Origin of the sequence: Hydrocarboniphaga sp. (assembly GCF_028291725.1) — a bacterium.
Classification (GTDB): domain Bacteria; phylum Pseudomonadota; class Gammaproteobacteria; order Nevskiales; family Nevskiaceae; genus Hydrocarboniphaga.
Window position 1 is genome coordinate 132,229 of record NZ_JAQGNT010000051.1, and the last position, 11,787, is coordinate 144,015.

10 protein-coding genes are annotated in these 11,787 nt (G+C 64.4%); 5 read left to right on the plus strand and 5 right to left on the minus strand.

What is annotated here, in order from left to right; all coding sequences use genetic code 11:
* Nucleotides 1-24 precede the first annotated feature (24 nt).
* Nucleotides 25-378: a YkgJ family cysteine cluster protein gene (locus JWQ90_RS14695; protein ID WP_299695586.1), complete on the plus strand. Its 354-nt coding sequence runs from the start codon at nt 25-27 to the stop codon at nt 376-378.
* A gap of 171 nt (nt 379-549) precedes the next feature.
* Here the strand turns inward: JWQ90_RS14695 and JWQ90_RS14700 are convergent, their stop codons facing one another.
* On the minus strand, nt 550-1,113 hold the full coding sequence (locus JWQ90_RS14700) for a lipid-binding SYLF domain-containing protein (RefSeq protein WP_299695529.1): 564 nt from the start codon (nt 1,111-1,113) through the stop codon (nt 550-552).
* 247 nt (nt 1,114-1,360) lie between these two features.
* On the opposite strand from JWQ90_RS14700, the gene JWQ90_RS14705 reads away from it, so the two are divergent.
* Both JWQ90_RS14705 and JWQ90_RS14710 read left to right on the plus strand, forming a co-directional pair.
* Nucleotides 1,361-2,065: a hypothetical protein gene (locus tag JWQ90_RS14705; protein WP_299695531.1), complete on the plus strand. Its 705-nt coding sequence runs from the start codon at nt 1,361-1,363 to the stop codon at nt 2,063-2,065.
* Nucleotides 2,066-2,121: 56 nt separating this feature from the next.
* Nucleotides 2,122-4,686 (plus strand): hypothetical protein, encoded by a 2,565-nt coding sequence (locus JWQ90_RS14710; RefSeq protein WP_299695533.1) that lies wholly within the window; start codon nt 2,122-2,124, stop codon nt 4,684-4,686.
* Between the two features lie 18 nt (nt 4,687-4,704).
* Here JWQ90_RS14710 and JWQ90_RS14715 read toward each other — a convergent pair whose 3' ends face one another.
* The 4 genes from JWQ90_RS14715 to JWQ90_RS14730 form a co-directional block, all read right to left on the minus strand.
* Nucleotides 4,705-5,922: an EAL domain-containing response regulator gene (locus JWQ90_RS14715; protein ID WP_299695535.1), complete on the minus strand. Its 1,218-nt coding sequence runs from the start codon at nt 5,920-5,922 to the stop codon at nt 4,705-4,707.
* Nucleotides 5,923-5,939: 17 nt separating this feature from the next.
* A complete protein-coding gene (locus tag JWQ90_RS14720) occupies nt 5,940-8,396 on the minus strand; it encodes an MHYT domain-containing protein (protein ID WP_299695537.1) in 2,457 nt (818 codons plus the stop codon).
* A 297-nt stretch (nt 8,397-8,693) separates the two neighbouring features.
* Nucleotides 8,694-9,164, minus strand: a complete 471-nt coding sequence (locus JWQ90_RS14725; RefSeq protein ID WP_299695539.1) for a hypothetical protein — start codon at nt 9,162-9,164, stop codon at nt 8,694-8,696.
* Nucleotides 9,165-9,447: 283 nt separating this feature from the next.
* Nucleotides 9,448-10,038: a hypothetical protein gene (locus JWQ90_RS14730; RefSeq protein WP_299695541.1), complete on the minus strand. Its 591-nt coding sequence runs from the start codon at nt 10,036-10,038 to the stop codon at nt 9,448-9,450.
* A 203-nt stretch (nt 10,039-10,241) separates the two neighbouring features.
* Here JWQ90_RS14730 and JWQ90_RS14735 point away from each other — a divergent pair, with 203 nt between their 5' ends.
* Nucleotides 10,242-10,799, plus strand: coding sequence for a hypothetical protein (locus tag JWQ90_RS14735; RefSeq protein ID WP_299695543.1), 558 nt, complete (start codon nt 10,242-10,244; stop codon nt 10,797-10,799).
* A 478-nt stretch (nt 10,800-11,277) separates the two neighbouring features.
* Nucleotides 11,278-11,781 carry a cytochrome c gene (locus JWQ90_RS14740; RefSeq protein ID WP_299695545.1) on the plus strand — a complete coding sequence of 168 codons (504 nt, stop codon included), beginning with the start codon at nt 11,278-11,280 and terminating at the stop codon, nt 11,779-11,781.
* Nucleotides 11,782-11,787 lie beyond the last annotated feature (6 nt).

Consider the following 11,787-nt stretch of genomic DNA (forward strand, 5'->3'; position numbering starts at 1 on the left):
GTCCGCTTCGAGAACGACATCGACATCAGCTCCGCCGACGAGACTCTCCAACAGTTGCGCCCAGGAATTCCGTCGTTCGACTGCATCCCCGGCTGTCATGACTGCTGCGGGCCGGTGACGGCCTCATCCCACGAGATGGCGCGGCTGCCGCGCAAGAGCGAAGCGATCCACGATGCGGCGCTCGCCGAACTGAGCTGTCCGCATCTGGGCGCGAACGGTTGCGAGGTCTACGACGAGCGCCCGCTGATCTGCCGCCTGTTCGGCACTACGCCGAGCCTGCCTTGCCCGCATGGCCGGGGTCCGAAGCAGTTGATCGATGCCCGGGTCGAGCAGCGTATCCACTGGTTCGCCCGCAACACGCGCCAGGTCTTGGTCTGAGGCGCGAGCCCAACCGCTCGTAGGTCGGCAATCCCTTGCCGACGTGTACCGTCGATGCGCAACCGGGGCCTCATGTCGGCAAGGGATTGCCGACCTACGATTCGCGCGCCGCGTCGGTTCCATCATCGAAAAAGGGCCGCAGAGCGGCCCTTTTTTTGCAGCCTGCCGCGCTTACTTGGTCTTGATCCGCGAGATCTTCGAGCCTTCAATGCTGACGCCGGCCATCAGGCCCTGCTGATCGAAGATGAAGGCATACGCATCGTCCTTCAGTGTCGAGGTCGAGATGTTGCGGGCGACGCCTTCGTCGACCACGACCACGGTCGGGCCCACGCCGATTTCCCAGCCCTGGGTCTTGTGGATGTAGTCGAGCGCCTTGGCGTTCATCAGGAACACCACGTAGCCGTAGGACTGCGCGCCGGCCTGCAAGCCCCAGGACGCGGTGACCGAGTTGTAGTAACCGTCGACTTTCATGCCCTGCACGAGCTCGCCTTCACCGTAAGCGCCGCCGAACACCAGGCCGGCTTTGATGATCGACGGGAACACCAGGATCGCCTTGGCTTTCTTGGAGATCGCTTCGGCAGCCGGGTTGCTCTTGTAGAGCGTCTCCAGCGCGTGCTGGGAATCCCGGTCGAGATCGTCCTTGGTCGCGGCGTTCGCGCTGCTGATGCTGCCGAAGGAAAACATCGCGGCGACGGCCAGCGATGCGGCGAGAATGGAGCGGCGGGTTTTAGTCATTTTGGAAACTCCTGATTACGATTCGGGTCTATGCGTCGGGGACGCATTTCGACGGTACGCACGGTGACATTGGCAAGCTGAACGGACGGTGGCCCGCTTGTTCCGGTTGGTAACGGGTGCCCGTGATCGGACTGCTTGTCGTAGGTCGGCAATCCTTCGCCGAGGTTTTCGCCCGATGCGCGCCAGCCCCTCGTTCAGCTGGGGACCGCTAAACTCTGCACGCCGTATGGCAAGGAGAAGGTTTTTGTTGCGAAATTCAGTTGTTGCCGTCGCCGTGCTGTGTGCCGGTTGCGCCAGCTATGCCACTCCGGGTGGCCCGGTCCGTCTCGACCAGATCGGCGGCGGCGATAACGGCGAAGTCGTAACGCGCCTGCCGGCGCCGCATTTTCCGGCCAGCATCGCGGTGGTCCGCGTGCAGGCGCCGGAATACAAGTCATATACCGCGGACAGCTACGGCAAAGGCCGTTTCAGCCTGGTGACCGCGCAGGAGCTGCTCAACGAAGAACAGGTCAAGAGTCTGACGACCTGGCCGGCCGTGGACAGCGCGACGACGCTGAATCCGGCACTGCTGCCGATCAAGCTCGAATCGCTAGGCGACCTGCGCCTGGCGGCCGCCAAGCTGCAAGCCGATATCCTGCTCGTGTTCACCGTCGAGACCGCATTCCAGGTCAAGGGGCAGGCCTATGCGCCGCTCAGCTCGATCAAGCTCGGCGGCGCGCCGGACGCCGATGCCTCCGTGAGTTCCACCGCGTCGGCGGTGTTCACCGATGTGCGTACCGGCTACACCTACGGGTCGGCCCAAGCCACGGCCAAACTCGGTGATCTGGCCAGCAGCTGGGGCTCGGCTGCGGTTGTCGACAAGCGGCGCCTGGAGGCCGAGCACCTGGCATTCACGCAGCTGCTGGCGGAAGTCGAGAAAACCTGGGCCGGCATCGCCACCCAGTACCAATGATCACGTCCATGAACACGCGCGGTTTCAAGTCGCTCACCGATTCCGGAAGTATCGCTATGGCGCTGCGATTGTGTCTGCTGTTTCTTGCAAGCCTGGCGGCGGGTGTGGCCCAGGCCGCGGCCCCGGCACCGTTCGATCTTGCCGGCCCGACGCTCGACGTCGTCGTCACGCGCGGCAAGACCATCCTGCCGGCGTCCGAGGTTCCGAATCTGGCCGAAGGCGACAAGATCTGGATCAAGCCGGAATTCCCGGCCTCGCAGTCCGCCGACTATCTGATGGTCGCGGCGTTCCTCAGCGGCTCGACCAATCCGCCGCCGGAGAGCTGGTTTTTTCCGTGCAAGACCTGGACCGGCAAGTGTTCCAAGGAAGGCCTGACCATCACCGTGCCCAAGGGCGCGCAGCAGGTCTTGGTGCTGCTGGCACCCTCCACCAATGGCGACATGAATGCGCTGGTCAGCGCCGTGCGCGGCCGCCCCGGCGCCTTCGTGCGGGCGACGCAGGATCTGAACCAGGCTGCGCTGGATCGTTCACGCCTGGAGCGTTATCTGGACGCGATCCACGTGCTCAACCAGGGCGATCCGGCGGTGCTGAAGGAAGTCGCGCCGCTGCTGGCGCGCAGCCTCGCGATCAAGGTCGACGAGAAATGCCTGGACAAGATTCCGCTGCTGCAGGCGGCATGTCTGACGCAGGGCCAGGAGGCGCTGATCCTCAATGATGGCCACAGCATGTCGATCGCCGAAACCCTGACCAGCGGCCCCGGCGCCGACCTGGTGATGGCGGCCGCGGCGACGCCGGAACTTGGCTACGGCGTGTACAGCCCGTATATCGCGTCGGTGCTCGACATCGTCAGAATCCTGGATTCCTTCGGCACCGCGCAGTTCCAGTACATCCCGGCGCTGTCCTCGCAGAAAGGCGACAAGCTGGCTTTGACGCTCAATGCCGCGCCGTCGTTCTACAGCCCCAAGTCGGTGCTGGTCGTGGCGCTGCCGGCGATCGAGAAGAAAGCCTCGCTGCCGCCGCTGCGCCCGGTCGATCCGACCGATATCTATTGCGCCGGCCGCTCGGCGCTGTTGCTGCCGGTCGAGGGAGCACCGCTGGCGTTCTCCACAGGTTTCGCCCACGACATCACGCTGACCTTGAGTGGCAAGGACGGCAAGACGATCCGCCTGCCGGCGCGCGCCGATGCCGCGCAGGGCGGCTACGTCGTCAACACCTCGAGCCTGCAGGGCGCCGCGCTCGGCGACGCGGTGCGCGCGCAGCTGCAGGGCTACTGGGGCTTTGAAACCTACCAGGGGCCGACGTTCTCGCTGAAGAACGCCAATGCCAACGCCTGGACGCTAGCCGACGACGACGAAGATGCGCTGATTGTCGGCCGTCAGGACACCGTGCGCCTGCGTGCCAGCAGCAGCAGCTGCGTCGACGGCATCATGCTCAGGGACCCGGCCGGCAAGGAGCTGAAAGCCGAGTGGAAGACGGTCAAGCCCGGCGAAGTCGAGGTCAAGCTGCCGCTGCAAAACGCGCAGCCCGGCGCGATGACCTTGATGATCACGCAATCCGGCGTCAGCGAGCCGCACCCGGTGCCGATACAGGTGTTCTCCAACGCCGGGCGCCTCGACAGCTTCGCGATGCACGCCGGCGATTCGCAGGGCACGCTCAAAGGCAGCCGTCTCGACGAGGTGGCGAGCCTGGTCATCGGCGCGGTCAGCTTCGCGCCCGGCGAGCTGTCGACGCAGGGTGGCAGCGACTCGCTGACGATGGTCGCGCAGGATGCGCAGGCCGCCGCCGCGCTCAAGCCGGACAACGGCATCGCCGCCCGGGTGACGCTGAAGGACGGCCGCGTTTCGCGCGTCACCGCCAGCATCGATGCGCCGCGTCCCAAGGTCACGCTGATCAGCAAGAACGTGCAGCCGTCGCGCTCCAGCGGCGACAGCAACATCCAGCTTGCCAACCAGGACGAGCTGCCGCAGGACGCGCGCTTCACGTTCTCGGTACGCGCGCAGACGCCGGCGACGTTCCCGCCGGATCAGGCGATCGAGGTGGCGACCGCGGACGAGGCGTTCTCGGCCAAGCTGACCATCGCCAACGGCGGCATCCGGCTCGGCGACGCCAAGGTCGCGCTGGTCACGCTCGACCCGGTCAAGGCCTTCGGCTTCTCGGCATTCGGGCCGTTGAAATTCCGGCCCATCGCCAACGCGGTCAACGGTGACTGGCAGCCGCTGGTGTCGCTGGTGCGTCTGCCGGTGCTGAAGGAACTCAAGTGCCCGGCCAGCGCCGAGCGCGCCTGCAAGCTGTCCGGCTCTGATCTGTTCCTGGTGGATTCGGTATCCGGCAATCCGCAGTTCGATCAGGCGGTGCAGGTATCGGATGGCTTCCCCGGCTACAGCCTGCCGGTGCCGCATCCGACGGACGGCCGGCTCTACCTGAAGCTGCGCGACGATCCGAGTGTGATCAACACCGTGGCGCTGGAAGTGCAAGTGCTGCCGCCGTCGCCGGACGAGATCGAGCGCGACGCGGCGAAGAAAGAGGCGGAGCGCTCCAGGAAGGAGCCGCCGGCCGATGCCAGCCCGTCGAACGCGCCGGCGCCCGTGCCCGCTGCGCAGAGCGCTACGCCCGCGCCGTAGGCGGGGCGCCCGCCCGGCTTACACAGCCGATAGGCGCGCGCCTATCCCCGGCAGAACCGGCGACCCAACAGCGGCCGCCAGGCGCGACCGGTACCCGGTGATCCAGGCGCCGACTTCGTTGCCCGGGATCGCGCGGGCCAGGTAGTAGCCCTGCGCCAGATCGCAGCCGATCATGCGCAGGTATTCCAGCGTCGCCGCGTCTTCCACGCCTTCGGCGGTCACGCACAGCCCCAGGCTGTGGCCGAGCGCCACGGTGGCTTCGATGATGGCGCGCGATTCGCTGGATTGCAGGGCCGACATGACGAAGCTCTTGTCGATCTTCATTTCCGAAAAAGGCATCCGTACCAACTGCGCCATCGACGAGTAACCCGTGCCGAAATCGTCGATAGACACCTGGAACCCGTTCAGGCGCAAGCGAGTCAGCACATCCAGCGAGTTGATCGACTGATCCATCGCGCTGGTTTCGGTGGCTTCGAAAATCAGGCGCTTCGGATCGATCGCATGCTGACGGCTTCGTGCCAGCAGCCGGTCGGCGAGGCCCAGATCGTTGAGCACCAGCGGCGACAGATTCACCGAGATCGACCAATCCGCGTCGGCGAACGAGCGGGCAAGCCAGGCGAAGGATTGCTCGACGACCAGGTCGGTGATCGGCCGGATCAGGCCGCTGCTCTCCGCCACCGGGATGAACCGGTCGGGCAGGATGGTGCCGGCAATCGGGTGATGCCATCGGAGCAGCGCCTCGAAACCGGCGAGTTGGCCGCCGCTGCAGTGCACCTTGGGCTGGTAGTAGACCTGCAACTCGTGCCGGGTCAGCGCCAGCTGCAACTCGGATGCGGTGACCGCGATCGTCAGCGGGTCGAATGGCACAGCTTGGGGTACGTCGATCAGCAAGGCGCGCAGCGCGCGGGGGGTAAAGGGCTTCGCCAGCACGCCAGCGAAATCCAGGTTGTGTTCGATGGCGAGCCGCCGCGCCGAATCCAGGATCCGGCTGCCGACTCCGCTGGCGATGATGATGCGTGCGCGGCAGCCTCGTTCCGCGAGACGCCTGACCACCTCGACGCCGTCCATGTCGGGCATCACCAGATCGATGACCAGGTGAGTCGGACTCCAGGCATCGAGCGTCTGAAAGAACGCATCGGCATTCGTCGTGGCCCGCGCCTCGCAAGTGGCCGAGCGGGCGGCGAGGGCGATGACCTGGCCGACATCCGCCTGGTCATCGAGGATCAGTAAACGCATCGCGGGATCGGGCAGGCTCAACATGTCTCGCATACCGGAGTCGCGAGTGCGGACCGCAGCTTCTGAGCCAGCTCGGCGCGCTGATAGGGCTTGCCGAGGAAGTGCACTTCGCCGCTCAGGCCGCACTGCGTCAGTGCCGCATTGTCGGTGTAGCCCGAGGTATACAGGACTTTGAGATCGGGTTGAATCTTGCGGGCTGCCCGTGCCAGATCGGCGCCGTTCATGCCGCCGGGCATGACCACGTCGGTGAACAACAGATCGATATCCGGGTTGAGCCGCATCGCTTCCAGTGCGACATCCCCGTTGGCCGCGGTGATCACCCGATAGCCAAGACCGTCGAGTTGAGTCTTGGCGAAGATCCGCAGCAACTCCTCGTCCTCGACCAGCAGTACGGTTTCCGAGCCGCCGACCGTGGCGCTTTTTGCCACCGGCCCGGCGGCGGCGGCGGAAGCGGGCTGCTGGGAAATCGGCAGGTACATCTGTACCGATGTGCCCTTGCCGACTTCGGACTCGATCGAAACATGGCCATGCGATTGCTTGACGAAGCCGTAGACCATCGACAGGCCCAGCCCGGTCCCCTTGCCGAACTCCTTGGTCGTGAAAAACGGATCGAACACGCGCTTCAGATTCTGCTGGGCAATCCCGAGGCCGTTGTCGGATACCGCGACGCGGACATAGTGCCCTGCGCTGACGTCGATGTGCCCGCTGATGTCGGCGGAGTCGAGCACGGCCTGATCAATGCTGATGGTGATATGCCGCGAGGGCATGCCCGCCATCGAGTCTCTTGCGTTGATGCACAGGTTGAGGATGGCGTTCTCGAGTTGCGATGGATCGACCAAGGCCGGTGGTACTGTATCGGCACTGCTGCGCTGGATGATGATCGCCTCGCTCATCGTCTGTTTCAGCAGGGCGGCCATGTTCGCAACCAGCGCGACGACGTCGACCGAGCTGGGTTCCAGCGCCTGACACCGGGCAAAGGCCAGCAACCGATGCGTCAGGTCGGCACCGCGCCGCGCGGCGCTGCAGTTCATCTCGGCCAGCATCCGCAGTTGAGGCTGAGCTTCCAGTTGCTCGACGAGGATCTCGGCATTGCCCAGGATCACCGTCAGCAGATTGTTGAAATCGTGGGCGACGCCACCGGTCAGCTGGCCCACCGTTTCGAGCCGCTGCGATTGTTGCAGCTGCTCCTCGATCGAGACCCGCTTGGTGATGTCGGTGCTGATCGACAACACCGATTTGGGCCGCCCCTCTTCGTCGCGCACCAGCGTCGAATGGCGCTCGACGATCAGCGTGCTGCCGTCCTTGCGCTGCTGGACGATGCGCCCGCGCCATTCTCCGGTTTCGATCAGAGCAGCCATCGCGGCACCGTACTCGGCCGGGTCCCGATGCAGCAGGGTTTCGGCCGACAGGCCCAGAACTTCGCCTGCGGCCCAGCCGTAGATGCGCTCCGCGCCCTGGTTCCAGTAAAGAATGCGCGAATCGATTCCGCGAACGACGATCGCATCCCGCGCCTTGTCCAGCAGCGAGGCCTGCTCGCGCACCCGGTCTTCCAGCTGAGTGCGCTGTGTTACCGCACGCTGCAACTCGGCGAGCGCGGCCTCGGCCTTGTCCCGGTCGCGCGTCGCGTTCTGCATCATGGCGTGCAGAGCATGCTCGGATTCGCGGACTTTCGCGGTGCGCTCGAGTACGCGCGCCTCCAATTCCAGGTTTTGATCCGTCGAGCGCGCCAGTGCAACAGTGCGCTCGGCCAAACGGGCATCGGTCAGCGCGGCCAGCAGCGTGCCGGTCAGAAACAGCAGAACACAGACACCGACGGCGCTCGCGATCATGCCGTTACTGAGCTTGGACGGATCGCCGAAGCAGATCGTGTCGGGAGCAAAAGCGGTCGCCGCCATGCCGGTGTAGTGCATGCCGGTGATCGCCATGCCCATCACCAGCGCGCCGCCGGCCTTCTCGCGGAATGCGGTCACAATGGTTTCGCGGCGCAGCCGGGCGGCGATGTACAGCGCCACGATCGATGCACCGACGGCGATCACCATGGAAGCGGTGACCAGTACCGGGTTGTAGCGCGGGCCGGGGAGCACCTGCAGCGCCGCCATACCGCTGTAGTGCATCGCGACGATGCCGCTGCCCATGGCGACACCGGCGGGCAGCAGGCGCGCCAGGGGCAGATCGCCGGTCCGGAGCACGTTGAGTGCGATCGCCGAGGCCGCCACCGCGAACAGCGCGGACAGCGCGGTGTCGGCAAGGTCATAGGACACGGCGATCGGTAAACGCAGCGCGAGCATGCCGACGAAATGCATCGACCAGATGCCAAGGCCCATCGCGCAAGCGCCGGCCCCCAGCCACAGCCGCGTCACCGTTTTGCCGGTGCTGGACGACACGCGGCCGGCCATGTCCAGGGCGACGAACGATGCCGACACCGCGACGATGTACGACAGCAGAACCAGGATCAGGTTGTAGCTCGGGCTCAAGGCAACGCTGCCCGATATCGGCCCGAACGCAAGAGGGTTGCGATGCTCACAAGGCAAATTCCCAGGAAAATGACGGACGCACCGTCCTTGATCTCTAAAGCTTCCTTGCAAGCCATGCGGCAACAGCGATCGGCCGACGAACACTGTACGCCTCGGCGTCACCGACGCTGGACCGACTATCGGATGCCGGCAACCGGCTGTTGGACGGCAGGCCGCGCGCAGCGGACTGTATCCGGCGCGGCGCCACTCCCGGCTCCGCCGCAGCAGTGAAGCGGCGGGAGTGGCTATGGTTACTGCTTACTTGCCTTTCTTGCCCGGGCCATTGCCGTTGCCGTTACCGTGGCCATTGCCATGCCCGTTGTTGCCATGACCGTGGTCATCGTCATGACCATGGTCGTCGCCATGGTCATGGTCATGGTCATAGCCGCCGCCGTGGCTCTGCCGGTAGTGCGGCGCGTATTCGTTGGTATACCAATCGTCCCGGACGAAGTAGACCGGCCGTCCACAGGCGTTGTAGCTGGCGCAATGTTTGTCCCAATGCTTCTCATGGCCAGGCGGCACGCGCAGATACACAGGCCCACCCACGTATTCGACCTGCTGTCTGATGATGACCGGCCTTTCGTAGATCACGCGCGGCTGCGGGAAATCGCCGATGTTGATCTGGCCATAGAAACCTGGCTGACCTACGTTGACGGAGACGCCGATGTCGGCGGCGAATGCCGGTGAGGCCAATGCCGCCAGTCCAGCGATGATCAGTATTTTTTTCATTTTCAGTGATTCCCCCAGGTGGTTGTTTACAGAAACATCGACTGACGACGCGATCGCCGGCACGCGGGGAAAATCCAAGGAAACGAGGCTACGGCTCGGCATTCGTCCGCTTGCGGATCATAAGGCCCCAACTCTTGAACTGGCCCTGAATACAGCCTCGGGCGGCGCGTCGAGCTCATGTCGGGACACTGCCATGCAAATAGCAAGGGCCGCATGGAGCGGCCCTTGCTCACATCGCTCGGAGCCGTGTGATCTGCTCCGAAGTAAGACGCGCCGTCCTGCGTCAGAAGCGGCCGATAAACAGGATGCCGATATTGTTGGCGTTGTACTTGTTGCCGAACTCGTCCTGGTAATCCATGAACGTGTACGTCAACGCCACAAACGACCAGCCCGCTTCTATCGTGCCGCCGGTGGCGTCGTCGAAGTCGAGATCGGGCCCGAGATCGTCGCCGTGAAACTTGATGCCGCTGTGATGCACGATGCCGCCGCCGACATACCACTTGCTGTTGAAGAAATAATCCGCGACGGCTTTGAGCACGATGCGATCGACGTAGATGTCGGCGTTATTGGCCTTGGTCGTGACGTACTTGTAGCCGACGGTGCCGCGGAAATCCCAGTTGGACTCCGTATGAAAATGCGCGCCGCCCGAAATCGTGACGCCGTCACCGGCATCGACGGTCTGATCGGAGTCGTCGGTGAAAGTGACCGTGGCGATGTGATCGCCGCCGAATTCACCGGCGCCTTCCAGCACAAAACCCAGGCCGGCATGGACCGGATAGGCTAGCTGCACCATCGGTGCCTGGGCAAAGACGGCAGAAGTACAGACGGACAGCAGCAGGCCGGCCGCGGCGGAGGCCGTGCGAAAGATAGACATGATTCCCCTTGGTAGTGAAAGTGAAGGCGTGCCCCATACACGCGGCCCCAGCTTAGAGGGGTGCTGCGCGCCGTTTCAAGCGGCCCTGCGGGCTTGGTGTGAATTGCCGCCCATTGCGCGCCCTGTAAAAACCGGCTTCACTCCGCGATGGCGCCGTGACAGACTGCGAACGCCATCCGCATGACGTTCTGGGGGAGTACGAAATGCTTGTTCATCTCGCGTTACCGGTGCTGGTCGCCGCGATCCTGGTGTTTGTCAGCAGCAGCCTGATCCACATGGTCTTCAAGTGGCACAACTCCGACTACGGCAAGCTCGCCGACGAGGACGCGGTTCGCGCCGCGCTGCGGGCCTCAGTGTCCAAGCCCGGGCAATACGTGATTCCGTACTGTCTGGGCATGAAGGAGATGCAGTCGCCGGAGATGCAGGCCAAGTGGGTGGAAGGCCCGGTCGGGTTCATCCATGTGCGGCCCAACGGCATACCCAAGATGGGCCCGACGCTGGGCCAGTGGTTCGTGCTCAATGTTGTTGTCGCGGCGCTGGTGGCGCATGTGGCGTGTTCGGCCGTCGGTATCACCGGCGTCAACAGCCATCACCTGTTTCACGTGACCGCGCTGACCACGTTTCTCGCCTACGGCGTCGGCAGCCTCACCAGCGGCATCTGGAAAGGGCAGACCTGGGGCAGCGTCGCCAAGGATCTGCTAGACGCGCTGATCTATGGCCTCGTCAGCGGCGCGGCATTCGCATGGCAGTGGCCGAGCTGAAAGGCGCCGCCGCTGCGCAATGGCGCAAGCTGTTGCGTGTTGCGCAGCGCTTTCCCGGCGTCGAGGAATCGACGTCTTACAACACGCCCTCGCTGAAGCCTGGCGGATGCGGGCACCGAAGCGTCTGATCGACGAGTTCGACTGCGGTTGTTAGCGGCCCGCTCGGGTTCGCGGCGGTGTGCCGCGCTGTCTCGAACGACATCGGCGGTCGACGTGTTGCATGCCAAGCAAATTGCCTGCGGAACTGTTTCAGTTTCAACAGGCAGGCGGCCGACTCGGGTAAATCACCGCATCCGTCGGATTGACATTGATCATCGACCGTCGAAGAAACACCTTTCGATGCAAGGGATTACGCAGGTCAATATGGCTGGCCCGGACCGATGAGCAAGTTCATTCGGGGATGGCGCGCATGTTGCGCTCCCAGGTCCGCTAACGGCGTTCTCCGCCTCCAAACCCATCGGCAATAACAACAGGACATATGAGATATCCATCGGTCTCGGCTTCATGGCTCGCCGCCGCAGGCGGCGCAGTGTTGCTTGGCGCAATCAGCACACTCGCCGTCGCGCAAGATGCGCCCGCACCCAACGCCGCGCCGCCGGCGGCGCGGCAGGCCATCGAAGTTCGCAAGGCGATCTTCACGCTGATCGGCGCCAACTTCCGGCCGATCGGCGAAACGCTGCAGGGCAAGACGCCCTACGACGCCGCCGACGTGCAGAAACGCGCCGAGCGCGTGGCGTTTCTCGCTCCGCTGCTGACCGATGCGTTTCCCGATATTTCCAGCAGCGGCGACACCAAGGCGAAGCCGGAGATATGGAGCCACCGTGCGGACTTCGATCAGAAGCTGAAGACGTTTCAGGATCATGCCGTGGCGCTGGCTCAGCTGGTCGGCAAAGACAACACCGGCTCCGACGCTTTCAAAACTGCGGCGGCGGCCGTGGGCAAGGATTGCAAAGGCTGCCACGAGGACTTCAAAGCCAAGTAGGCCAGG